The organism is Massilia mucilaginosa, assembly GCF_011682145.1.
Lineage (GTDB): Bacteria > Pseudomonadota > Gammaproteobacteria > Burkholderiales > Burkholderiaceae_D > Telluria_A > Telluria_A mucilaginosa.
Map to the genome: position 1 here is coordinate 61496 of NZ_WHJH01000006.1, position 22886 is coordinate 84381.

Here is a 22886-nt window from a genome sequence, read left to right on the forward strand (position 1 = left end):
AGGCAAATTTACTTTCCAGATTATCAGGAAAGCGGCGTGCACCGTGCCGGCGAACGCCGAGTTGGCCGCCGCCTGCGCCGGCAGCGCTCGTGCGCTGCCAACTTGCGCTATATTGAGCGCCTCTCTCTCGCTTCAACCATCCTATGCGCCTGCTGCACACGTCCGACTGGCATCTCGGCCAGACTCTCCACAATCACGACCGCACCTACGAGCACCAGTGTTTTCTCGACTGGCTGCTCGACATCATCGTGCTGGAGCGCCCCGACGCGCTGCTGGTCGCCGGAGACGTGTTCGACACGGCCAATCCTTCCGCCGCCTCGCAAAAGCAGCTGTACCGCTTTTTGCAGCAGGCCCGCACGCGCGCGCCATCGCTCGACATCGTCATCATCGCCGGCAACCACGATTCGCCGGGCCGCCTGGAAGCGCCCGCGCCGCTGCTCGAAGCCTACGGCACCGCCGTGGTCGGCCACGTGGCGCGCCGGCGCGATGGCGAGATCGACCTCGAACGCCTGATCGTGCCGCTGCACGACGCGACCGGCGCGGTGGCCGCGTGGTGCATCGCCGTTCCCTTCCTGCGCCCGGGCGACGTGCCGCGCCTGCCCGCGCTTGACGCGGCCGCGCAAGGACCGGAAGCACCGCCGCCGGACCCCTACCTGAACGGCATCGCCCTGCTCTACCAGCAGGTGTTCGCGCTGGCCAAAGCGCGCTGCGAAAACGGCCAGGTGGTGGTCGCCATGGGCCACTGCCACATGGTCGACGGCCAGGCCTCGCTCGACTCCGAGCGCCGCATCGTCATCGGCGGCACCGAGGCGCTGCCGGCGGCGATCTTCGACCCGGCCATCGCCTACGCCGCGCTGGGCCACCTGCACCTGGCGCAGCGCGTCGGCCAGAAGGAGCAGGTGCGCTACAGCGGCAGTCCGCTGCCGCTGTCGTTTTCCGAGGTCGCCTACCGGCACCAGATCCTGCGCATCGACCTGGCTGACGGCGCGCTCGACGTCGAAGCGCTGCCGGTGCCGCGCGCGGTCGACCTGCTGCGCGTGCCGTCGCAACCGGCGCCGCTGGAAGAAGCCCTGGCCGCACTCGCGGCGCTCGACCTGGAAGACTTGCCGCTGCCGGCCCAGCCCTTCCTGGAAGTGCGGGTGCTGCTGGACGCGCCCGAACCGGGCCTGCGCGGCCGGGTCGAAGCGGCCATCGCCGGTAAACCGGTGCGCCTGGCGAAGATCGAACCGACCCGCAAGCACACTGGCGCGGGCGAAGCGGGCACGGTGCTCTCGCTCGAACAACTGGCGCAAATCCAGCCGGACGATATTTTCCGCCGCCTGTACCGCCAGAAGTTCGGCGACGAGGCGCCGCCCGACCAGCTCAGCGCCTTTGCGGAACTGATGCTGCCCGGCGCGCTCGGGGACGACGCATGAAGATCCTCAAGATCAGCGGCAGGAACCTCGCTTCGCTGGCCGGCGAATTTTGCGTCGACTTCGAACAGGAGCCGCTCGCCGCGGCCGGCCTGTTCGCCATCAGCGGCCCCACCGGCGCCGGCAAGAGCACCCTGCTCGACGCCCTGTGCCTGGCCTTGTACAACGCCACGCCACGGCTGCTCAAGATCGTCCGCAACGGCAGCGTGCTCCCCGATGTGGGCCAGGACACCGTGTCGGCCCACGATCCGCGCACCTTGCTCCGGCGTGGCGCGGGCGAGGCGAATGCCGAAGTCGACTTCGTCGGCAACGACCAACTGCGCTACCGCGCGCGCTGGAGCGTGCGGCGCTCGCGCGGCAAGGCTGGCGGCGCCCTGCAACCGTCCTCAATGAGCTTGCACAAGCTGCCGGACCTGATTCCACTCGGTGGCACCAAAACCGAGGTCCTCGACGAGATCGTGAAGTGCATCGGGCTCTCGTTCGACCAGTTCACGCGCGCCGTGCTGCTGGCGCAGAACGAGTTTTCAGCCTTCCTGAAAACCGAAGACAACGACCGTGGCGAACTGCTTGAAACGCTCACCGGAAGCGCCATCTACACCGCCATTTCGAAGCGCGCCTTCGAGCGTTTCAGAAAAGAGCAAGACGAATTGAAACGCCTGTGCGCGCGCCTTGCCGACCAGGCCCCGCTGCCGGCCGAGGCCCGCGCCGAGATCGACGAACGCAGCGGCGCCGCCGACACCGCCCTGGCGGCGCTGGACCAGCGCAAGGCCCTGCTCGAGCATCAGCTGCGCTGGCACCAGGAGCGCGCGCGCCTGCGCCGCAACGAACTGCTGGCCGAGGAAACCCTGGCCAGCGCGCGCGCCGAGTCGCAGCAAGCCGAAGCGCGCCGCCGCCACCTCGCCACCCTGGACGCGCTGCAACCGGCGCGCGCGCTGCTGGCCGAACAGGCCCGGCTCGACGCCGACATCGCCGCCCTCGATCAAGCGCTGGCCGCCAGCGGCGACGAACTGCAGCGCGCCCAGGACATGCGGCAAAGCGCAACCCTCGCCCTGGCCGACGCCAGCGCCGCCTTGCACGACAAGGAACAGGCCCTGCGCGCGGCCGCGCCGCAGCTGGACCAGGCCAAGGCGTTCGACGCCAGCATCGAGGCCCTCAAACCGTCGCACGCCAAGGCAGCGCAGGTGCGCGAGCACGCCACGCGCGACGCCGCCGCCGCCGGCGCCGCACTGCAAGCGAAAACCGCCGAACTGGCGGCGCTGCGCAGCGCACACCAGCAAGGCGCCGACTGGCTGGTGCGCCAACGCGACTGGGAAGTGCTGGCCGCCGAGTGGCCGCGCTGGGACACGCTGTTCGCGCAAGCCGCGCAGGCGGCGTCGCACGACCGCGCCGGCGCCGCCGGCCTGGAAGCGGCGCAGCAGGCCATGCTGGCCGCCGCCGTCAACGAAGCGCGCGCCGCCGAGGCGCTTGCGCAATCGACCCAGCAGCTGCAAGCGCTGGAGACCACGCGCCAGCAAGCCATTAGCGCGCTCGACGCCTTCGACGCCGACCAACTGCGCGCCGAACGCACAGCGCTCGACCGGCACCGCGACAGCCTGGTCGAGGCCGAGAAGATCTGGGCCGGTCTGAATTCGACGCGCGAGCGCCTGCGCCAGTGCGCCGCCAATGCGGCGCGTTCGCGCGGCGCGATCGACGCCGCCGGCAACGCGCTGGCCGCGCACGTGGCCGCCGCCGCCGCGCTGGAAGCGGCACTGGCCCAGGCCGAGCGCTCGCTCAAGATCGCCGAACTGGCATGCGCCGACAGCATCGTCGACCTGCGCGCCAATCTCGATGACGGCCAGCCCTGCCCCGTGTGCGGCAGCGCCGAGCACCCGTACCAGCATCAGGATGCGGGCCTGCGCGCCATGCTGGGCAGCCTGCGCGCCGAAGTGGCCGCCTGCCGCGCAGCGCTGCAAGAGAACCTGTCGGCCCAGGCCACCGAACGCGCGGTCGGCGCGGCGGCCGGCGCGCAGCTCGACGCCAGCGTGCGCGAACACGACATGCTGGAGGCCACCCTGGCCGACGCGCAGGCGGCATGGAGCGAGCACGCCCTGGCCGGCCTCGCGCCGGCAGAAATGGGACGCAGCGCCTGGTTCGTCAGCGAAGCGGCCACGCTCAAGGCGCGCTCGCAGCAGCTCGACGAACGCGAACACGCCGCGCGCAGCGCCGCCAGCGCGCGCGATGCCGCGCAGCGCGCCTGCGATAGCGCCAACAGCGCCCACGCGCGCCTGCAAGACGCCGCCAGCGCCGGCCGCACCGCCCTGGCCGAAGCCAACGCCCGGCATGCGGCGCTGTCGGACAAGCACGCCCGCGCCGCCAGCACCCTGGCGCAGTTGCTGGAAGAACTCGACCCCGCCTTCGGTGGCGACTGGCGCGGCGCATGGCAGCGCGATGCGCAGGCCTTTCGCGACGCGCGCGCCGCCGAGGCGCAGCAATGGCGCACGCAATCGGCGCTGCACGCCAGCCGCGCCGGTGCGATCATGGCCCTGGAAACGGCTCACCTGGCAGCGGCCGGCGAGCTGGAACGCGCGCGCCAGGCCGACGCGGCGGCCGGCGCCGACTTTGCGCGGATCGACGCCGAGGTCCGGGCCATGCAGGCGCAGCGCGCCGCCCTGTGGGGCGGGCAGCCGGTGCGCGAGATCGAAGCGCAGCTGACCGGCGCGGTCGACGCGGCCCGCGCCGCACTGGAGCGGCAGCAAATCGCCGCCAGCCAGGCCGCCCAGGCCGAGACGCGCGCGCGCGAAGCGCTGCTGCACCTCGGTACCCGCCTCACGGCCTCGCAGACCGGCAAGCAGCAGGTCGGCCAGCGGCTGGCGCACTGGCTGGCCACCTACGCCGAACGCCATCCGGCGCTCGATCCCGTGGCCGATGGCGCGCGTCTGGCCGAACTGCTGGCGCAGGACGCCGGCGTCATCATGCAGGAGCGCGCCCGCTTGCAGGCGATCGACGAGCGCAGCGCCAACGCCGCGGCGGTGCTGGCGGAACGGCGCGCCCAGCGCGAACTGCACGAACAGCACCAGCAGCAGGTGGAGGGCGACGATCCGGCCGCCAGCGAAGCCTTGCTGGTGCAAGCGCTGGAAGAACTGCTGGCGGAACGCACCACCGCCGCCGGCGCAGCCGCCGCGCTGCGCCTGCAGATCGCGCAGGACGACGTGCGGCGCACGCAGGCGCAATCGGTCATGGCGCAGATCGAGGAGCAGCAGTTGAGCGAGCGGCGCTGGGGCAAGATGAACGAGTTGATCGGCTCGGCCGACGGCAAGAAGTTCCGCAACTACGCGCAGCAGTTCACGCTCGATGTGCTGCTCGGGTATGCCAACAGCCACCTGCATCACCTGGCCAGGCGCTATCGTCTCGAACGGGTGGTCAACGCAGCCGGGCCGTCGCTCGGGCTGATGGTGCGCGACCAGGACATGGGCGGCGAGGTTCGCTCGGTCAATTCGCTCTCGGGCGGCGAATCGTTCCTGGTGTCGCTGGCGCTGGCGCTGGGACTGGCGTCGCTATCGTCGAACCGGGTGCGGGTCGAGTCGCTGTTCATCGACGAGGGCTTCGGCAGCCTCGATAGCGAAACGCTGCGGGTGGCGATGGATGCGCTGGACGGCCTGCAGTCGATGGGCCGCAAGGTCGGCGTGATCTCGCACGTACAGGAGATGACGGAGCGCATTGCAACGCGCATCCTGGTGCAGCCGGGCGGCGGCGGCACCAGTACCGTGACGGTCCAGTAATCCGCCGCTGGTCTAGCGTTTTACTTTCGCCAACTGCACCTTGGTGCGCTCCCACCCCAGCTCACGCCGGATTTCCTGCGGGTCGGGCGGCGGGCGGCGCTGGGCGATTTGCATGCGCAGCCACTGGCGCACGCTTTCCTTGCTTGGTTGCTTGTCGGTGTTCATGTTGCTTCCTGTCTCGATCAGTTCGCCCGGGGGCCTGCTCGGTTAACGCTGCGCCAGGCCAGCAGTTGACGGCGACCGCGCACCCCGATGATAAAATGCGCGTTTTTTACGTCCGGATCTTTCCAATGTCAAAACCCGCCCGCGTGCTGACCTTCAAATGCGTCAAGTGCGAGAAACCTGTCAAAGTCTTCCTGCAGAAAGTTTCCGCCTGCTCCCATATCCAGCCCTACCAGGGCGTGTGCGCCTGCGGTGAACTCAGGCGCCACGCGACAGGAAGCAAGGACGCAGTTGAATCCTATCTCGCTTCGCCAGAAGGGCAATGGTCCCATCACCATTGATTGAGATGCCTCAAGGCAACAAAAAAATAATAGAAAAATAACTAAAGTAATCGGCATGGCTGCCGTTATGGTCAGTAACGCAACGTTTTTATTGTCTGATCGCCATGTCTTTTTTGTCCGCCCTGAGCGCCCGTCCGCCGGCTTCCACCCTCCTTCCCGCCGTCGCGCAGGGTGGCGGCCGGTCGGTGGGCGCGCAGCTCACGCCGGCGAGCGGCAATATCGCCCCGCGTTTGCCGGTGGTCGATCCGGTCTCGCTGTACAACGATAACGTCAGCTTGTCGCCACAGAGCATGATGAACCGGGTCGGCGGGCTGGCCAGCTCCACTGTCGATGTCGCCCAGAAGTTTCTCGATACCTTCGTGGGCAAGCTGTTCGGCGACGCCGCCAAGGGCGCCACAGTCAGTTTCGACGCCGTGGCGGTGCAAGCGCAATCGGCGTTGTCAAGCTCCGCCATGCAAAACGGCAGCGTGCGCAGCAGCGCCTTTTCCCTGAACGAGTCCGCCAGCTTCATCGGCACCGGCCAGTTGCTCACGGCCGACGGCCAGACCTTCGATTTCGAGCTGGAAGTCAATTACCAGGCCAGCGCCAGCGTGATCCGCGAATCGGTGGCCGAGAATGCCCCGGCCAGCCGCCCGGCCCTACTCGACTCGCCCGATGTGCTGGTACTGACCGGCAAGCCGCTGCCGCCCGTGAAGTTTCCCGGCAGCCTGGACGACCTGTTCAAGCTGCTTGGACGCGAGCTGCAGGCCAACGTCAACGGCAACGCCGGCGAAAACGGCGGCGATCTCGGCCTGCGCCTGTTGCGCCTGGTCGACCGCGCCGCCCTGCTGGCGCCGCGTCCGCGCGCCGACCAGCCGGATCTGCCGGTACCGGACCGCAGCAAGGCCCTGGCCAGTTCCTACGGCAGCGCGCCGGCGGGCGCAAGCATGCTGGCGACCGCCTGACGGCGCCAGAGACCCACGTATAATAGTCATATTGACGCCCCGTGCCTGCACGGGGCGCTTGCCGTTTTCCGTTTTTGCACCACTGACCGATCGCCCCCATGCCACCTGAACACACTGCCGACGCACCGGCGCGCATCCACTGGACCGAAGAGGGCCAGCCGCGCAGCGCGCGCTGGCGCTCCGAGAGCGGCATGCCGCCGCCAAAAAAGGTCGTCATCGCCGACGACAAGACCCCGGCCGACGTGGCCTACCGCCTCGCCTGCGAAGGCACCGCCCTGCTCTGGCGCGGCGACTTCCACAATGCGCGCCAGCTGCTGCAGGCGCTGGCGCGGCGCGCCGACCATAAAGGCGGGCGCGCCAAGGCGCCCAAGGCGCCCGCCTCGCCGGCCGACGCCTTCCACCTGCACCGCCAGGCCCAGTCGCAGCGCGCGCGCACCCTGGCCATGCTGCTGCTGCCGTTCGAGGCCGACTACACGGTGCCGCTGCGGCGCGCACCGGACGTCAAGCAAGCCTGCAACGAAGCCTACGGGCGCGGCGACGAAGCGTTTGTGGCATCGATGCGCGAACTGCTTGGCCTGATCGGCGCCCACGAGTGGCGCAAGAACGGGGTCGAGATTGCCGCGCTGGAGGCGCGCATCCACCCGCACTACGGCGTGTTTTCGCCGATTCGCGGCGAGTACGTGGCGCTGGTGGCCGACGCGCCGCTGCCGCCCGCGTGCGCGCTGGCGTTCGACATCGGCACCGGCACCGGCGTGCTGGCGGCCTTGCTGGCGCAGCGCGGCGTGGGGCGCGTGGTGGCGACCGACATGGATGCGCGCGCGCTGTCCTGCGCGCGCGAAAACCTGCAGCGCCTGGGCCTGGCCGGTACGGTCGACGTGGTGCAGGCCGACCTGTTCCCGGAAGGCCGCGCCAACCTGGTGGTGTGCAATCCGCCATGGCTGCCGGGGCGCCCGAGCTCCTCGATCGAATACGCGGTGTATGACCCCGACAGCCGCATGCTCAAGGGCTTCATCAATGGCCTGGCGGCGCACCTGGCGCCCGGTGGCGAGGGCTGGCTGATCCTGTCGGACCTGGCCGAGCACCTCGGCCTGCGTCCGCGCGAGCAGCTGCTGGCGCTGATCGCGGCCGGCGGCCTTGCGGTGATCGAACGCCACGACGTGCGTCCCACCCATCCGCGCGCCAGCGATGCGGCCGACCCGCTGCACGCCGCGCGCGCCGCCGAACTGACATCGCTATGGCGCCTGCGCGCACTGTAAGCGCCCTGCTGGCCGCCGCGATCGGGCTGGCATCGCTGCTCGCCTGCGCGCAGGCGGGCGCGTGCAGCCGCCCGCTGAACATGGTCAGCGAAGAGTGGCCGCCCTACTCGTTTACCAACGAAGAGAATCTCCAGACCGGCCTCGATATGGACATGGCCAAGGCCATCCTCAAGGAAGCCGGCTGCACCCTGGTCACCGCGCCGCCGCTGCCGACCGTGCGGCGCATGCTGCTGTTCGAGCGCGGCGACTTCGACCTGATGCTGGCCGCCACCGACACGCCGGAGCGGCGCCGGTTCGCGCGCTTTTCCGACGCCTACCGCCACGAGACGGTGGCGCTGTTCGCGCTGGAGCGCGACCATGCGCGCTACGCCGGCATCAACAGCATGCCGGCCGTGCTGCGCGGCCAGGCGGCCGTACTGGCGCCGCGCGTCGGCTGGTACGGCGCCGATTTTGCGAAGGCCGTGCCAAGCCTGCGCGCCGGCGGGCGCCTGTTCGAGTTCGGCACCTTCGAGCAGGGCATGCGCATGCTCGGCGCCGGCCGCGCGCAGCTGATCATGGGCGACCGCGCCGCCGTGCTGTACGAAGCGCAGCGCCAGAAGCTGGTGCTGCGCCAGCTTCCGTTCGTGCTGCAGCAGGCCCCTGTGCACTTGATGCTCAGCCGCGCCAGCACCACCGTCGACGACCTGGCGCGCATCAACGCGGCCATCGCGCGGCTTGAGAAAAACGGCAGCCTGCAAGCGCTGCGCGCACGCTACGGCGTGCGCTGAGGCGCCGAGCCGTACAAAAAGAAACTTGCAGAACCGTATTGAATGCGCAACATATTGAATGACATAACTACAAGATTGACGTACGCTGGTTGACAAGCGATCAACCACCGGAGACGGATATGCGAGGACATCATGCAGGGTTCATCGGTCTGGTTTGCTGTCTTCTCGCTGGTTGCTCCACGCTGAGCAAATCGATTGAACAGCGGGTGGAGGTAAGCGAGCAATGCCGACTTGCCACCTCGCAGTTGCCGGGCGGGCTGAAACCGCCCGATGCCATCGCAAGCGTTACGCTGGGTAACCTCGGGAGTTGCCGCATTGGTCAACAAGACCAGCCGCTGGCAGTGTGCTCGCTCAAGCAGATTGTTGCGCGCTCTGGATTCAAGCACAATCCCACATTGAAAGCCAGCGCGGCATCCGTTGAAGAATTCGATAAAGCCGAAATGGCTTTCCGCGAGCAGCTTGCAAAGATGGTGGGTCAGGCAAACGAGCTTGACCTCATCTATCAGAAGCACTTCGTCAACGCGACGCGATCCACTTACAGCGGCAATACCGCGTTGCTGAATGAAATTCGCAATGTGGCACTGAACGGCGACACGGACCGGCAAGCGCTGCGCGAGGCGCTCGACCGGCTTAGCAGAGCAACGTCCAGCCTGGGAACGGCGCTGGAACTCGATGCGAGAGCCGAATTGGCAGCGTGGGACCACAATGTGCGCGCCCAGCTTGATCAGATGGAGCGCTTGTTTTCAGGCGATCTTCGCCTTGTCCTGCACGACAGTTTGCGCGACCAGGTAGTGACCCATGTCGCGCGCCGCAGCCTGGAGTTGCTGCACGGATCGCTGAAAGCGGCGGATGCGGTACTCAACCGCCTCGACGACAAGGCCTACGGCGCCGTCAGCATTGGCTATCTGGCCTTTGGGCCGAACATTCAAAGCGCGGTCAACGATGCGTACGGCAAGCTGGAAGAAGTGTATGCGAAGCGCCAGAAGGACGCGGGCGCGTCCCCGAAGGACTCCATCAGCAACACCCAGATCTTCATGGAGGAACTGCGGCGGGCGGCGTGCGACAGGCTGGTCAAGGGCACCCAGTTTTCCATGCTGTCGGAACTGGTCGATACCATGCTGATTTTGAAAGTCACCGACAAATATCCACTGCTTCCCCCCGTCAATTCCCCCTGGCGGGCGGGCAATGGCGCCGAAACGCCCAAGCAGGCAGGAAGTCTGGATGTGGATGGGGAAGAAGGCTATCTGATGTTTGCCAACGCGCCGGCGTCGGCGAGTTTCGGCGAGACGCCTCGCACCACGCCTTTCTCAGTGTATGTGGTCAGCGAATGGACGGCGCGGCAACACCTGCTCAAGCAAAAGATGACTGCCAGGCTGATGGCCCAGGCCGACAAAGGCGTGGTGGGCAATTTCCCGGGAATCGAGACCCTGGACGAGAGTGCAGTCGAACGCCTGGCCGATGCGGTGACGGCAAAAACCGTCGACGACGCCGTGCGCCTGGAACCGGGCATGCTGACCGCCACGAACGTGTCGGGCTCGCCCTATCTGACGAGCGCACTGAACGTCACCAACGCCTCGCATGCGGTCAGCATGGCCTCGATCGCCCTCAACCTGAATATCAGCATCAGCAATACGAATACATTCGCGGCAACCAATCAGAATATTGTCGCGCCCATGATTTACCTTCCTTCGGCGGGTGCGAGTGAATCCGTACCGGCGCTCTGCGATGCGGTTCAAGCGCTGTCGGCCGGAACGACATGCATCCGCGACGGGGCGGGCTACTCGGTCATCTTCGATGGCCCGTTCGGCAGCGATTCTTGCCAGGCCGGTGATCTTGAACCGGCCCTGAGCGCGATCGGCCAGCGCCTGGCCACCTATCGCGATCTGCACGGCGTCCGGTTCGACGCCACGGTCGATGGCTTCTCGTCACTCCCCAAAGCCAAGCTGGCCTACTGCCCGGTGGTGAAACGCGCGCCGGTCAATTGCCGCTTTCCGAACAAACTGCTTGAATCGATTGCCATCAAAGGATGTTCCCCCGCCATGCGCGACCGCAACGGCATTTTGTCGGCCGCACGCGCCAGGAACGCTGCCGCATTGATCGAAGCGTCGGGCAAGGGCGCGGTCATCGTCAAGGCGCTGAGCGCGCGCGGCATCGAAATTGCATCCCTGCGCGGCGAAAACGCCCGGCCCGCCGCCGACCAGACGATCATTCTTCGCTTGCAGCCGATTCCCGCGCCCCGCTAGCGGCGGGAATGGCAAAGGATTTGCACTTCTGCAAAAACCTCTATATAATTCGCCGCTCAGACGCGGGGTGGAGCAGTCTGGCAGCTCGTCGGGCTCATAACCCGAAGGTCACAGGTTCAAATCCTGTCCCCGCAACCAAACACATTTTGAACTGAGCCCGACTCTTCACACAGCCGGGCTTTTGTTTTTAGAAAGGGACTAGCTGCCTCCAAGCCAGTCCACCGCACCTCCCATGAGAGACAAAAAAGATAACGCGACCTTCGATTTGCCGGGGTTCGGCGCGGCTGCGCCGCTCGTTCATCCCCCTGCCGAAGCGCGCCGCACCAGCGTGCCGCGCCAGCGCAAAGCCGCCCTCCGCCAGGAACAACTCGAACTGCTCGACGAAACCGACGCCAGCGGCCTGCCGGTGTGGCGGCGCGAAGACAATACCGACCTGACCGGCCTGCCCAACTGGGCTGCCGCCTAATTCCCCGGCGCGCACAAGTACACAGTGGCGCGCCATCCGCCCTCTCGCAGCTTGCCTGCTAGACTGGGTCCGTTCCCTTTTTTGCCAGAGCACGCCATGAATCCAAACGCCTTCGCCACCCTGCCCCTGACCGCCACCTTCCTGGCCAACCTGGACTCGCTCGGCTATCGCGAGATGACCGACATCCAGACCAAGAGCCTGCCGCACGTGCTCGACGGACGCGATCTGATCGCCCAGGCCAAGACCGGCAGCGGCAAGACCGCGGCTTTCGGCATCGGCATTTTGCATAAACTCAATCCAGCCTGGTTCGCGGTGCAGGGCCTGGTGCTGTGCCCGACGCGCGAACTGGCCGACCAGGTCGCCAACGAACTGCGCCGCCTGGCGCGCGGCGAAGGCAACATCAAGGTGCTGACCCTGACCGGCGGCGCGCCGATGCGCCCGCAGATCGCCTCGCTCGAACACGGCGCCCACATCGTGGTCGGCACCCCGGGCCGCATCCGCGACCACCTGGGACGCGGCAGCATCGACCTGTCCAAGGTGCAGACCCTGGTGCTGGACGAAGCCGACCGCATGACCGACATGGGTTTCTACGACGAGATCGCCGGCATCGTCAGCGCCTGCCCGTCGCGCCGCCAGACCTTGTTGTTTTCGGCGACCTACCCGGACGATATCCGGCGCGCCACCGAATTGTTCCTGCGCAACCCGGTCGAAGTCGTGGTCGAAGCCCAGCACAGCGGCGAGCAGATCGAGCAGCGCTTCTATGAAGTCGGCTTCGACAACCGCGACCAGGCCGTCGGCCGCCTCTTGAAGCACTTCAAACCCGTTTCGGCGCTGGCCTTTTGCAACACCAAGGTGCATTGCCGCGAACTGGCCGACGAACTGCGCGCGCAGGGCTTTTCGGCGCTGGCGCTGTACGGCGAACTGGAACAGCGCGAGCGCGACGAGATCCTGGTGTTGTTTTCCAACCGCAGCTGCTCGGTGCTGGTGGCGACCGACGTGGCCGCGCGCGGCCTCGACATCGCCAACCTGGGCGCGGTGATCAATGCCGACGTCTCGAAAGATACCGAAGTGCACATCCACCGCGTGGGCCGCACCGGCCGCGCCGGCGAATCGGGCCTGGCGCTGACTCTGTGCGCACCGAACGAAAAGAAATGGGTCAAGCTGATCGAGCAATACCAGCACGCGCCGGTCAGCTGGCATCCGCTGTCGGAACTGGCCGACGATGGCGAGCCGGCCGCGCCGGCACCGATGCTGACCCTGGTCATCATGGGCGGCAAGAAAGACAAGCTGCGCCCGGGCGACCTGCTGGGCGCGCTGACCGGCGACGCCGGCCTGACCAAGGAACAGGTCGGCAAGATCAATGTGTTCGAATTCATGACCTACGTCGCGCTCGACCGCCATGTGGCCGAGCAAGCGTTCCAGCGCCTCAATGCGGGCAATAAACTGGGCCGCGATTTCGGCAATATCAAGGGCCGCAGCTTCAAGATGCGCTTTATCGACGCCTGAGGAAACATCTGGTAACGATTTCGCAAGGCATTGTGTTGCGCATCCGACAAGCCGGGCTATGCGGCGGGGCACTTATGCAGCTACACTAAACGTGTCACGCTTCCTGCCGCTCAGAAATGCAGCGGAAGGACGCGCGCATGACGCCAATGATGGCGCTCATGCCGGAAGATGCGGCAAATTGCGTTGTCATGAGGCAAAATGCATAAATTAGGTTCATCCGGGTGATGCGCTTAATCGTTAAATCTGGCATGATTGCTTGAGATAAACATCGACGCTTCCCTGCGGCCCCGCACTCATGAATAATAACGTCGTGCTTGATGACATTGAAACACTGAAGCAGGCTTTCCTGCGCGGCGCCGGCATTCCTGCCGATGCGCTCGGTTCCGGCCTGACGCCGGAGTTAATGGAGCTGATGGGCAAGCTGATGGCCAGCTCGCTGCAGGGGACGATCGACTTGCTGGCGCTGCGTTCGCTGGTCAAGCAAGAGGTCAAGGCCGATGTCACGATGGTGGTGATGCGCAACAACAACCCACTCAAATTCTTCCCCGACAGCCAGACCGTGCTGACCCAGATGCTGCGCAAGAAAATGCCCGGCTTCATGGAGCCGCTCGAGTCGCTCGACGACGCCTACAACGACCTGCGCAGCCACCAGAAAGGCATGGTCGCCGGCACCCGCGCCAGCATGGGCGCCATGATGGCGCGCCTGAAACCGGAGCTGTTCGAAACCGAGGTGTCGGGCGGCGGCATGATGGGCACCCTGATTCCTTCGCGCCGCCAGGCCGAGAGCTGGAAGACCTACAAACAGGCCTACCACACCGCCGAGGTGGAAGCGAAAGACCAGTTCAAGACCATTTTCGGCCCGGCCTTCCTGGCCGCCTATGAAAAGGAAGTCGAGCGCGCGAATGCCGGCACCAGCAATGGTTGAGCGCAATCCGATCCGGCTGGCCTGGACCCGCATCAGCGAAATCGGCATGCGCGCCAGTAACCAGGACGCTGTCGGCGAAGCCCAGCATGGCGATATTTCCTGCTTCATCATCGCCGACGGCGCCGGTGGGCACGAGGGCGGCGAAGTGGCCGCCAATATCGTGGTCGAAGCCATGCTCGACAAATTTGCCAGCGCGCCCGCCTTCGGCGCGCATGCCTTGCTCTCGTACACAGCCAACGCCATCGCAAGTGTTGCGAAAAACAAACAAACTCAGCCGCAAAACCACGACATGAGCGCCACCGTGGCCGCCCTGCTGGTCGACCAGGCCAATGCCCACGCCTTATGGGCGCATCTGGGCGACACCCGGGTCTACCTGTTCCGGGCAGCGAAGCTGGTCAGCGTCACGCGCGACCACAGCCTGACCCAGCAACTGATCGACGCCGGCTATGCGCGCGCCGAGCACCTGCGCAGCCATCCGCAACGCAACATCCTGTTCGCGGCCATCGGCGCCGAAGGCGAAACCCCGGTCGCGCTCGGCGACGGCCCGGTCCAGTTGCTCGACGGCGACGCCTTGCTGGTCTGCAGCGATGGTCTGTGGGAATGGGTACACGAAGACGAGATGGAGCGCACCCTGGCCGAATCGGGCAACAGCGAGCAATGGCTGACCGCCATGTGCGCGCTGGCCGACGCGGCCCTGGAAGGCACCGACAAGGTACGCGACAATTTTTCCGCGTACGCCATCCGGGTCGAGAGAGAGATCGTATGAACGCCCTCGCCCCCGGCTCCGAAAACTGCCTGCCGATCGGCACCCGGCTGGCCGACTTCGAAATCACCGGCGTGCTCGGTGAAGGCGGCTTCGGCATCGTCTACATGGCGTTCGACCATTCGCTGCAGCGCAGCGTGGCCCTGAAAGAATACATGCCGGGCGTGCTGGCCGCGCGCGCCAGCGACAACAGCATCATGGTGCGTGCCGAACGGCACCAGGAAACCTTCAATGTGGGGCTGAAAAGCTTCATCAACGAAGCGCGTTTCCTGGCCCAGTTCGACCACCCGTCGCTGGTCAAGGTGCACCGTTTCTGGGAACAGAACCGCACCGCCTACACGGCGATGCAGTATTACGATGGCCGCACGATCAAGGATATTGTCACGCAAAGCCCGGAACTGGTGACCGAAGCGTGGTGCAAGAAGGTGATGAAGCAGATTCTCGACGCCCTCGAGATGCTGTACACCATGAAAATCCTGCACCGCGACGTTTCGCCGGACAACATCATCGTGCAGGAAAGCGGCGACGCCGTGCTGCTCGACTTCGGTTCGGCGCGCCAGATCATCGGCGACCGCACGCGCGGCCTGACCGTGATCCTGAAACCGGGCTACGCGCCAGTGGAACAGTACGCCGGCGACGCCTCGCTCGACCAGGGACCGTACACCGACATCTATGCGCTGGCCGCGGTGATGTTTTTTGCCATCATCAAGGAACCGCCGGCGACCTCGATCGCGCGCATGGTGCGCGATCCGGTCAAGCCGCTGGCCGAACGCGGCCTGCCCGGCTACAGCCAGGCCTTCCTGGCGGCGATCGACAAGGGCCTGGCGGTGCTGGCGCAAGACCGTCCGCAAACCATCGACGCCTTCCGTGCCCTGCTCGGCATCGAAACCAGCGGCGAAGCACCGCGCGCCCGGCCCACCGGCCCGGCCCAGCGCTTCGCCACGCTCGACCGCCTGCCGGACGCTGCCGCCAGCGCATGCACCGGCCCGCTGCCTGCGAATGGCGCCGATGCCACGCCAGCCAAGGCGAACCTGTCGAAGTCGCCCGGGGCGTCGTCGAAACAGGATCCGCTGGCCAAATCCTCGCGCCGTCCAAAGCCGGACGTGGCCGACAAGCCGTCCAAACCGGTCAAGCCAGCCAAAAAGGGCTTGCCGCCCTGGACCGGCATTGCCGCCTCCGGCGTGGTGATGGTCGCAGCGATTGCCGTGGGCCTGTATTCGCTGCTGTCCAAGCCGTCCGACACGATCATGGTGGCACCGGCCCAGCCCGTCATACCCGACGCCTCCGCCCTGCCGCCGCCAGCCGCCGTGACGCCGCCCGTGGTCGCGGCCACGCCGCCGGTCGAACCGGCTGGGCGGGCCGAGACCGTGGAAGCGGCCACGACTGTGCCGGCCGAGGGTGTCGCCGCCGCCGATGTGCTGGCCGAGCCGGTGCCGGAAGCGGCGCCGGAATCGTTCAACTACAAGCTGGCGATCAAGCCGTGGGGCACCATCTATGTCGACGGCAAGGAAGCCGGTGTGACGCCGCCGCTGAAAAAACTGACCCTGGCGGCCGGCAAGCACAAGATCCGGATCGCCAATCCCGGTTTCCAGGATTTTACGGTCAATCTCGATACCAGCAAAAACAAGTCACGCACGATTGAACATGATTTCACAGCGCAGCCTAAATAAACGCATTAAGATCGAGGCATGAACCGATCCCAACACTTTCTGATGTATGCCGCACTGACCGGCAGCCTCGCGCTGTCCGGCTGCGTCACTCCCGAAGCGCCGTCCAAGCCGAGCGCGGCCGTCAAGCCGACGACGCCGCGCACGCCCACGCCCCGACCTCCAGCGCCGGTCGTTCCCACCACCCAGGCGCCCAGCGCCGACCAGCTGGCACTGAACGAAGGCATCGAGCTGTACAACCAGGGTTCCTACAACGACGCCATCAAGCGCCTCGGCGCGGCCGATGTGACGGGCGGCTCGAAGGCCAACCAGGTCATGGCGCACAAGTACATCGCCTTCAGCTACTGCGTGACGTCGCGTCCGGTGCCGTGCCGCCAGCATTTCGACAAAGCCTTCAAGCTCGATCCGGCCTTTGCGCTGGCGCCCGGCGAAAGCGGGCATCCGCTGTGGGGCCCGGTTTTCGCCAAGGCCAAAAAAGCCAAGTAATCCAACGCACACGATCGATACCGACGAAAAAAAACGCTGCCCATGAGGCAGCGTTTCTTTTTGAGCAGCGGCGTGATCAGTTACGGACGACGCGCTTGTACTCATTGGTGCGGGTGTCGATCTCGATGACGTCGTCGGTGCTGACGAACAGTGGCACCTGGACCGAGTGGCTGTGCGCTTCGATGGCGTTTTCCAGTTTGGCTTCTTTCAGGACGTTGCCCGACGTGTTGCCTTTGACTGCTGGCTCGGAGTAAGCCACTTTGCGTGCGATCGTGGTTGGCAGCTCGACCGAGATGGCCTTGCCGTCGTAGAACACGGCTTCGCATTCCATGCCGTCTTTCAGGTAATGCAGCGCATCGCCCAGGTTTTCTTCTTCGATTTCATACTGGTTGTATTCAGTATCCATGAAGACGAACAGCGGATCGGCGAAGTACGAGTACGTTACTGGCTTTTTGTCCAGCACCACGACGTCGAACTTGTCGTCGCCACGGAAAACGTTTTCCATTGGGCTGTTGTTCAGAAGATTCTTCATCTTCCATTTGTAGGTGAAGCCCGTGCGGCTCGAGCCGTTGACATCGGAACGCAACACGATCATAGGCTTGCTGTCGACCATAATAATGTTGCCAACACGAATTTCTTTTGCAGGTTTCATAAAGAGTGTACGTAAAAAGTGGGTTGCATAAAAATCATCTGTCGCCTGCTGGCATGACGCCGGAAGCTCACGTTTGATCGAGGTAAAAATACGTTAGAAATTAACCGAATATTGTACCTTATCCGGGCCTGCATGACCTAAGCGAAGAGGCAAAGATCAGCATATTACTGGTCAGGTCGCCGTTTGCCAACATCCGGCGCTGCCATTCGTCGGCATGGGCATGCATTTCAGGCAAAGCGGCCTGGAATGCCGGCCACAGCGGCGCCGGATCGGGATTGCCGGGCATGGCGCCGTTCCAGCACAGCGACAGCGCGCACAGGCGGTCGAGACCGGTAGCGTAGCGGTCCAGGAAGGCGCGCAGCTTTTTGTGGTGCAGGTTTTCATCTTGCGGATAGATATGCCAGACGAAAGGGCGCCCGGCCCACTGCGCCCGCACGAAGGAATCTTCGCCGCGCACGAAGTTCAGCTCGCACGCCCACAGCAAGCGGTCGTAATCGGGCTGGGCGACGAACGGCAGCACGCGCACGGTCAGCGCGCCGCGGGTGCGGGCGGCGCCGGGGTCGGCAGGCGCTTCCAGAAAACTTTCGACTGCGTCTTTTGCGACGCCGTCGGGCACCAGGCAGGTGATGGCGTGCGAACCGCCCTGCCAGGCCGCGAACAGCTGCGCCACCGGCGCGTGCGGGTAGCAGAACAGAGAGACTTTGGTGGAGGCCATCTCGCTCGCGGTGACGCCGAACTGCCCGAGAAAATCGGCCATCGTGACCGGATCGGCCTGGAACTGGCGGCGTTCGTCGTCGAGCCTCGCTTCGCGCATCAGGCCGCCGGTTTTGGCGGTGAAGCCGGGGAAGAAGAAATGTTTCGTCAGCGGCAGGCGCGGATGGGACGATGGCAGGGTGTGGCAGCCTTCGACCCACTCTTCGGCGCTCAAGCCTTCCAGGTTGAACCAGACCGGACGCGGCTCGCACTGGGCCATGGCGGTGATATAGCCGGGCGGAATGTCGCAGGCGAAAAATTCGATGACCATGTCGGCGATGTCGCCAGGGGCGAAGACACCATCCTGGCTGGCCCAGTGGCGCACCAGCACGCCGTCGACCTCCTGGCGCGCGGCGGCGGGGTCGATCGCGGGGCAAATGCGGCGAAAACTTGGCAGGTCGTCGACCCACAGGGTGACGGCAATGCCGTGCTCGCGCTGGAGTTGGCGCGCGAGGCGCCAGCAGATGCCGATATCGCCGTAGTTGTCGACAACACGGCAGAACAGGGCGAGGGTGAGTGCTGGATCGTTAAATGACATGAGGGAAGATCGCTCTGAGCGTAAAACCGCTGACTTACAAACCGTCGTCCCCGCGCAGGCGGGGACGACGTCCCAAGGGCGGCACGAGCGTATCGGGCCGCGCAATGCAAAAAGCCGCACAAGGCGGCTTTTTGCACTGACTGGCGTCCCCAAGGGGATTCGAACCCCTGTACTCACCGTGAAAGGGTGATGTCCTAGGCCTCTAGACGATGGGGACCTGAACTGTTGTCAGGTAGCGGCAACTACCTGCAATGTACGACTACATCAAAACTTGGTGGAGGTAAGCGGGATCGAACCGCTGACCTCTTGCATGCCATGCAAGCGCTCTCCCAGCTGAGCTATACCCCCCATGTAACGCGAACTACTCTGCGCTGGAACAACAAAGAACCGTTTTCACGACCCTCTGGTAAAACTGGCGTCCCCAAGGGGATTCGAACCCCTGTACTCACCGTGAAAGGGTGATGTCCTAGGCCTCTAGACGATGGGGACAGAAATCTGTCCTGGACGTATTCTACATCCTGACCTGCCTTACTGCACCAATAAAAAACCCTGACGTATCAGGGCGTTTAGTGGTACTAAACTGCGGCTGCATTATACTGCATCTTACTGCATTTTACTACTCGAATCCTGGCGTCCCCAAGGGGATTCGAACCCCTGTACTCACCGTGAAAGGGTGATGTCCTAGGCCTCTAGACGATGGGGACCCGGTACTGCTTCAGATAGTGGCATCTATCTGCAATCTACTACAACTGCGTACAACTACTTCGATTAGTGGTGGAGGTAAGCGGGATCGAACCGCTGACCTCTTGCATGCCATGCAAGCGCTCTCCCAGCTGAGCTATACCCCCGTCCGTCGAAGAAGCAGAATTATATACTAGGGCTTGCAATATGCAAAGCCCCGGGAAAAACAATTTATACAGCCGCTTTCAGGCGCGACAGAACCAGCTCGCGGCCCAGCAGCACCAGCACGGCGTCGATGGCCGGCGTCTGCAACTGCCCGGTCAGCAAGAGGCGCAGCGGCATCGCCAGTACCGGCATCTTGATCGTGTGAGCAGCAAGCACTTCCTTGATCATCGCGGCCAGCGCGTCGCGCGTCCACTCGACCGTGGCGCAACGCTCGGCGAACTGGGCCAGCGCCGGCTTGACGGCGTCGCTCAGGTGCTGGGTCATCAGCGCCGCATCCGGCTGTGGCGTGCGGTAGAACAGCATGGCCGCGTCGGCCAGTTCGTTGATCGTGTTGGTGCGGTCCTTCATCAGCGCCAGTGCGGCCGCCAGGTCGGGGGCGCCGTCGAACCGGGCGCCCTGCGCTTCCATCATCGGACGCGCCAGGTCGGCCAGGCGGGTGTTGTCGGCCTGCTTGATATAGTGGTTGTTCAGCCAGGCCAGCTTTTCCAGGTCGAACTGTGCAGCCGAGCTGGTCAGGTGATCGGTATTGAACCAGGCGCAGAACTGCTCCATCGAAAAGATTTCATCATCGCCGTGACTCCAGCCCAGGCGCGCCAGGTAGTTCAACATCGCTTCCGGCAAGATGCCTTTGGCGGGGTAATCCATGACGCTGACGGCGGAGGTGCGCTTCGACAGTTTCTTGCCCTCATGGTCGAGGATCATCGGCAGGTGACCGTACTGTGGCAGCGGAGCACCGATCGCGCGCAGGATATTGATCTGGCGCGGGGTGTTATTGACGTGATCGTCGCCACGCAGCACGTGGGTGATCTGCATGTCCCAGTCGTCGACCGCGACGCAGAAGTTATAGGTCGGCACGCCGCCCGGACGGGCGATGACGAGGTCGTCCAGTTCCTTGTTGGAAATCGTGATCGTGCCCTTGACCACATCGTCCCAGCTGACGGCGCCGTCGAGCGGATTCTTGAAACGCACCACAGGCTCGCGGTCGGCGGGGACCGCAGGCAGGGTCTTGCCCGGCTCCGGGCGCCAGGTGCCGTCGTAGCGCGGTTTTTCGCCGGCGGCCGTGAAGCGCTCGCGCATGGCGTCGACTTCTTCCTTCGAGGAATAGCAGTGGTAGGCGGTACCGGCTTCCAGCATCTGGGCCAGCACCTCGCGGTAGCGCTCCATGCGCTGCATCTGATAGAACGGGCCTTCGTCATGCGTCAGGCCGAGCCACTGCATGCCCTCGATGATGGCCTGCACCGCTTCCGGCGTGGAGCGCTCGACGTCGGTGTCTTCGATACGCAGTACGAAGGTGCCGCCGAAATGGCGGGCATACGCCCAGCTGTAGAGTGCGGTGCGGGCGCCGCCAAGGTGGAGGTAGCCGGTTGGGCTGGGGGCAAAACGGGTGCGGACGACGGTCATGGGAATAGTATGCGTAGGTAAAGAGAAGTATTTTACAGCGTCGCATTGCACGCTCAATCAAACCGTACCGGATTTCATCATGCCCGCACCCTATTTTTACACTGCGGCCAACTTCTCCGGGACCGACGCCTGCGGCCTGTCCCGGGCAGCGCGTCAACACTGACACGACTGCCGGTCCCCGCCTGAGTCACCGCAACACCCATCCGGCGCAGGCGGGCTATCGTCCGCACGTATGCCCCCGACCGTGGACCACCCCTGCGGGCATCCCCGCGCTTCCCGGCCGGAAGCCATCTCACAGGGAACACACCATGAAACGACGCACCTTTCTGGCGGCTGGCGGCGCTGCCGCCATCGGCAATGCGCTGACGGCCTGCGGCGGCTCGCGCAATCGACCTCCTCCGCCACCGGAACCGGAACCGGAACCGACCCAAGCGGGCACGGTCACCGGCTGGAACAACCAGGCGCTCGAGGCCGTGCGCGCCACGCGCATGGCGCCTACCATGGCCGCGCGCGCGGTCGCGATTGTCCACAGTGCCATGTACGAAGCCTGGGCCGCCTACGACAATGCCGCACTCGGACAGTACCTGGGCGCGCAGTTGCGCAGGCCGGCCGTGGAGCGCACCGCGGCCAACAAAGCGAAGGCCATGAGCTTTGCCGCGTATGCCGCCCTGCTCGATCAGTTTCCCGGCCAGCAAGCCGCCCTCACCGCCTACCTCATCACGCTCGGCAGCCGCCCGATCGATGCCTACAACAACACGGCCACCGCCCCCCGCCTGGGCACCATCGCCGCCCAGGCGGTACTCGACAAGCGCCGCGACGATGGCGCCAACCAGGCAGGCACGATGGCGCCGGGCGGCACCCCGTTCGCCGATTACAGCGGCTACCTGGCGCGCAATCCCCCTCTGCTGGTCATCCAGCCCACGCCGCGCAGCAACATCGTCTTCCCCGACCGCTGGCAACCGCTCTCGCTCAACGACGCCGCCGGCGTGCGCCGCACCCAGAGCTTTCTCACCCCGTTCTGGGGCACGGTGCGGCCGTTCGCGCTGACCTCGGGCAGCCAGTTCCGCCCGCCCCCGCCTGCCACCTTCGGCACCCAGGAATTTGTCGATCAGGCAGCCGAGATCGTTCAGATCCAGGCCACCTTGAGCGAGCGCCAGAAGGTCATCGGCGACTTCTGGGCCGGCGGCGCCGGCGGCGAATTGCCCGGTTCGTACTGGTGCCGCTTTGCCCAATTGATGTCGGCGCGCAAGGGCTACACCGACGATGACGACGTGAAACTGTTTTTCGCGCTCACCAACGCCGTACTCGATGCCAGCATTGCCGCCTGGGACGCCAAGCGCGCCTACGATTCAGCGCGCCCGATCAGCGCGATCCGCTACCTGTTCAACGGGCGCATCGTTCAAAGCTTCGGCCCGGAAGGCCCGGCCGGCGGACTGCGTCCGGTCCCCGGCGAGGCCTGGATGCCCTTCCAGCTGCCGAGCGCGCCCACACCGGCCTTCCCCGACCATGTTTCCGGACACAGCACCTTCAGCGCGGCCTCGGCCGAAGTGCTGCGGCGCTTTACCGGCAGCGATTTGTTCAGGCATGCGGTCACCATCCAGGCGCGCTCGCTCCTGATCGATCCTGGCCTGCCCACGGCGCCCGTCACCCTTGCCTGGGAAACCTTCACCGACGCCGTCATCGAGGCCAGCGCGTCGCGCACGTATACGGGCATCCACTTCGAGCGCGCCAGCGATGCCGGCCGCTCGCTCGGCAACCAGGTGGGCGCCACCGCGTTCGCACGCGCACGCGCGCTCTGGAGCGGCAACGCCTGACCACACGCCGCCCCGCCACGCGCTGCCAGGCCGGCATCGGCCGGACTGGCAGCCGCCAGCCCTGCGCGGCCAGATCAATGCCTGCCGCTTGCCCCCAGATCCGATCCCTCCTCGTCAAAGCCGCCG

19 protein-coding genes and 6 tRNA genes are annotated in these 22886 nt (G+C 65.5%); 15 read left to right on the forward strand and 10 right to left on the reverse strand.

The window, feature by feature from the left end:
* Positions 1-143 precede the first annotated feature (143 nt).
* On the forward strand, positions 144-1415 hold the full coding sequence (locus tag F2P45_RS07970) for an exonuclease SbcCD subunit D C-terminal domain-containing protein (RefSeq protein WP_166872544.1): 1272 nt from the start codon (positions 144-146) through the stop codon (positions 1413-1415).
* On the forward strand, positions 1412-5170 hold the full coding sequence (locus F2P45_RS07975) for an AAA family ATPase (protein WP_166872547.1): 3759 nt from the start codon (positions 1412-1414) through the stop codon (positions 5168-5170). Before F2P45_RS07970 ends, F2P45_RS07975 begins: the two co-directional genes overlap by 4 nt.
* Positions 5171-5182: 12 nt before the next feature.
* Here the strand turns inward: F2P45_RS07975 and F2P45_RS07980 are convergent, their stop codons facing one another.
* The gene (locus tag F2P45_RS07980; protein ID WP_166872550.1) at positions 5183-5335 is read right to left on the reverse strand and encodes a hypothetical protein; all 153 of its coding nucleotides are present in this window, start codon (positions 5333-5335) and stop codon (positions 5183-5185) included.
* Between the two features lie 125 nt (positions 5336-5460).
* Between F2P45_RS07980 and F2P45_RS36055 the strand changes: the two genes are divergently transcribed.
* The 8 genes from F2P45_RS36055 (at position 5461) to dbpA (ending at position 12855) form a co-directional block, all read left to right on the forward strand.
* Complete coding sequence (locus F2P45_RS36055) at positions 5461-5673, forward strand: hypothetical protein (RefSeq protein WP_166872867.1); 213 nt, start codon at positions 5461-5463, stop codon at positions 5671-5673.
* 104 nt (positions 5674-5777) lie between these two features.
* On the forward strand, positions 5778-6617 hold the full coding sequence (locus F2P45_RS07990; protein WP_166872552.1) for a hypothetical protein: 840 nt from the start codon (positions 5778-5780) through the stop codon (positions 6615-6617).
* A 98-nt stretch (positions 6618-6715) separates the two neighbouring features.
* Positions 6716-7873 carry a methyltransferase gene (locus F2P45_RS07995; RefSeq protein ID WP_166872555.1) on the forward strand — a complete coding sequence of 386 codons (1158 nt, stop codon included), beginning with the start codon at positions 6716-6718 and terminating at the stop codon, positions 7871-7873.
* Positions 7852-8640 carry a substrate-binding periplasmic protein gene (locus tag F2P45_RS08000; protein WP_166872558.1) on the forward strand — a complete coding sequence of 263 codons (789 nt, stop codon included), beginning with the start codon at positions 7852-7854 and terminating at the stop codon, positions 8638-8640. The genes F2P45_RS07995 and F2P45_RS08000 overlap by 22 nt, the downstream gene beginning before the upstream one ends.
* Before the next feature lie 119 nt (positions 8641-8759).
* Complete coding sequence (locus F2P45_RS08005) at positions 8760-10883, forward strand: hypothetical protein (protein ID WP_166872560.1); 2124 nt, start codon at positions 8760-8762, stop codon at positions 10881-10883.
* A gap of 61 nt (positions 10884-10944) precedes the next feature.
* A tRNA-Met gene (locus tag F2P45_RS08010) sits at positions 10945-11021 on the forward strand.
* Between the two features lie 94 nt (positions 11022-11115).
* Positions 11116-11349, forward strand: coding sequence for a hypothetical protein (locus F2P45_RS08015; protein ID WP_166872563.1), 234 nt, complete (start codon positions 11116-11118; stop codon positions 11347-11349).
* A gap of 96 nt (positions 11350-11445) precedes the next feature.
* Complete coding sequence (gene dbpA, locus F2P45_RS08020) at positions 11446-12855, forward strand: ATP-dependent RNA helicase DbpA (RefSeq protein WP_166872565.1); 1410 nt, start codon at positions 11446-11448, stop codon at positions 12853-12855.
* 94 nt (positions 12856-12949) lie between these two features.
* On the opposite strand, the gene F2P45_RS08025 is transcribed toward dbpA, so the two are convergent.
* Complete coding sequence (locus F2P45_RS08025; protein WP_166872568.1) at positions 12950-13105, reverse strand: hypothetical protein; 156 nt, start codon at positions 13103-13105, stop codon at positions 12950-12952.
* A 45-nt stretch (positions 13106-13150) separates the two neighbouring features.
* Here F2P45_RS08025 and tagH point away from each other — a divergent pair, with 45 nt between their 5' ends.
* The 4 genes from tagH to F2P45_RS08045 are packed head-to-tail and all read left to right on the forward strand — an operon-like array spanning position 13151 to position 16696.
* A complete protein-coding gene (gene tagH / locus F2P45_RS08030) occupies positions 13151-13780 on the forward strand; it encodes a type VI secretion system-associated FHA domain protein TagH (RefSeq protein ID WP_166872571.1) in 630 nt (209 codons plus the stop codon).
* Entirely contained in the window at positions 13773-14546 is a 774-nt protein-coding gene (locus F2P45_RS08035) for a PP2C family protein-serine/threonine phosphatase (RefSeq protein ID WP_223164694.1), read from the forward strand. The genes tagH and F2P45_RS08035 overlap by 8 nt, the downstream gene beginning before the upstream one ends.
* Positions 14543-16213, forward strand: coding sequence for a protein kinase domain-containing protein (locus F2P45_RS08040; RefSeq protein WP_229504968.1), 1671 nt, complete (start codon positions 14543-14545; stop codon positions 16211-16213). The genes F2P45_RS08035 and F2P45_RS08040 overlap by 4 nt, the downstream gene beginning before the upstream one ends.
* Before the next feature lie 18 nt (positions 16214-16231).
* On the forward strand, positions 16232-16696 hold the full coding sequence (locus F2P45_RS08045; RefSeq protein WP_166872579.1) for a TssQ family T6SS-associated lipoprotein: 465 nt from the start codon (positions 16232-16234) through the stop codon (positions 16694-16696).
* A gap of 76 nt (positions 16697-16772) precedes the next feature.
* Here F2P45_RS08045 and F2P45_RS08050 read toward each other — a convergent pair whose 3' ends face one another.
* The 8 genes from F2P45_RS08050 to gltX form a co-directional block, all read right to left on the reverse strand.
* Positions 16773-17348, reverse strand: coding sequence for an elongation factor P (locus F2P45_RS08050; RefSeq protein WP_054267202.1), 576 nt, complete (start codon positions 17346-17348; stop codon positions 16773-16775).
* Positions 17349-17466: 118 nt separating this feature from the next.
* A complete protein-coding gene (gene earP / locus F2P45_RS08055; RefSeq protein ID WP_166872582.1) occupies positions 17467-18639 on the reverse strand; it encodes an elongation factor P maturation arginine rhamnosyltransferase EarP in 1173 nt (390 codons plus the stop codon).
* A 141-nt stretch (positions 18640-18780) separates the two neighbouring features.
* A tRNA-Glu gene (locus F2P45_RS08060) sits at positions 18781-18856 on the reverse strand.
* Positions 18857-18911: 55 nt separating this feature from the next.
* Positions 18912-18987 (reverse strand) — tRNA-Ala (locus tag F2P45_RS08065).
* A 65-nt stretch (positions 18988-19052) separates the two neighbouring features.
* Positions 19053-19128: transfer RNA gene (locus F2P45_RS08070), tRNA-Glu, on the reverse strand.
* A 139-nt stretch (positions 19129-19267) separates the two neighbouring features.
* Positions 19268-19343: transfer RNA gene (locus F2P45_RS08075), tRNA-Glu, on the reverse strand.
* A gap of 68 nt (positions 19344-19411) precedes the next feature.
* Positions 19412-19487 (reverse strand) — tRNA-Ala (locus F2P45_RS08080).
* Between the two features lie 64 nt (positions 19488-19551).
* Positions 19552-20946, reverse strand: coding sequence for a glutamate--tRNA ligase (gltX, locus tag F2P45_RS08085; RefSeq protein WP_187367155.1), 1395 nt, complete (start codon positions 20944-20946; stop codon positions 19552-19554).
* Between the two features lie 308 nt (positions 20947-21254).
* Here gltX and F2P45_RS08090 point away from each other — a divergent pair, with 308 nt between their 5' ends.
* Positions 21255-22760 (forward strand): vanadium-dependent haloperoxidase, encoded by a 1506-nt coding sequence (locus tag F2P45_RS08090; RefSeq protein WP_166872585.1) that lies wholly within the window; start codon positions 21255-21257, stop codon positions 22758-22760.
* Positions 22761-22886: the final 126 nt, after the last annotated feature.

Bases quoted from the DNA above. Each gene is read 5' to 3' on its own strand.
- dbpA (WP_166872565.1), top strand. From the start codon at position 11,446: ATGAATCCAAACGCCTTCGCCACCCTGCCCCTGACCGCCACCTTCCTG.
- F2P45_RS08015 (WP_166872563.1), top strand. From the start codon at position 11,116: ATGAGAGACAAAAAAGATAACGCGACCTTCGATTTGCCGGGGTTCGGC.
- F2P45_RS08005 (WP_166872560.1), top strand. From the start codon at position 8,760: ATGCGAGGACATCATGCAGGGTTCATCGGTCTGGTTTGCTGTCTTCTC.
- F2P45_RS08025 (WP_166872568.1), bottom strand. From the start codon at position 13,105: ATGCCAGATTTAACGATTAAGCGCATCACCCGGATGAACCTAATTTAT.
- F2P45_RS07975 (WP_166872547.1), top strand. From the start codon at position 1,412: ATGAAGATCCTCAAGATCAGCGGCAGGAACCTCGCTTCGCTGGCCGGC.
- tagH (WP_166872571.1), top strand. From the start codon at position 13,151: ATGAATAATAACGTCGTGCTTGATGACATTGAAACACTGAAGCAGGCT.
- F2P45_RS08050 (WP_054267202.1), bottom strand. From the start codon at position 17,348: ATGAAACCTGCAAAAGAAATTCGTGTTGGCAACATTATTATGGTCGAC.
- F2P45_RS08040 (WP_229504968.1), top strand. From the start codon at position 14,543: ATGAACGCCCTCGCCCCCGGCTCCGAAAACTGCCTGCCGATCGGCACC.
- F2P45_RS07970 (WP_166872544.1), top strand. From the start codon at position 144: ATGCGCCTGCTGCACACGTCCGACTGGCATCTCGGCCAGACTCTCCAC.
- gltX (WP_187367155.1), bottom strand. From the start codon at position 20,946: ATGACCGTCGTCCGCACCCGTTTTGCCCCCAGCCCAACCGGCTACCTC.
- F2P45_RS36055 (WP_166872867.1), top strand. From the start codon at position 5,461: ATGTCAAAACCCGCCCGCGTGCTGACCTTCAAATGCGTCAAGTGCGAG.
- F2P45_RS08090 (WP_166872585.1), top strand. From the start codon at position 21,255: ATGAAACGACGCACCTTTCTGGCGGCTGGCGGCGCTGCCGCCATCGGC.
- F2P45_RS08000 (WP_166872558.1), top strand. From the start codon at position 7,852: ATGGCGCCTGCGCGCACTGTAAGCGCCCTGCTGGCCGCCGCGATCGGG.
- F2P45_RS07980 (WP_166872550.1), bottom strand. From the start codon at position 5,335: ATGAACACCGACAAGCAACCAAGCAAGGAAAGCGTGCGCCAGTGGCTG.
- F2P45_RS08035 (WP_223164694.1), top strand. From the start codon at position 13,773: ATGGTTGAGCGCAATCCGATCCGGCTGGCCTGGACCCGCATCAGCGAA.
- F2P45_RS08045 (WP_166872579.1), top strand. From the start codon at position 16,232: ATGAACCGATCCCAACACTTTCTGATGTATGCCGCACTGACCGGCAGC.
- F2P45_RS07990 (WP_166872552.1), top strand. From the start codon at position 5,778: ATGTCTTTTTTGTCCGCCCTGAGCGCCCGTCCGCCGGCTTCCACCCTC.
- F2P45_RS07995 (WP_166872555.1), top strand. From the start codon at position 6,716: ATGCCACCTGAACACACTGCCGACGCACCGGCGCGCATCCACTGGACC.
- earP (WP_166872582.1), bottom strand. From the start codon at position 18,639: ATGTCATTTAACGATCCAGCACTCACCCTCGCCCTGTTCTGCCGTGTT.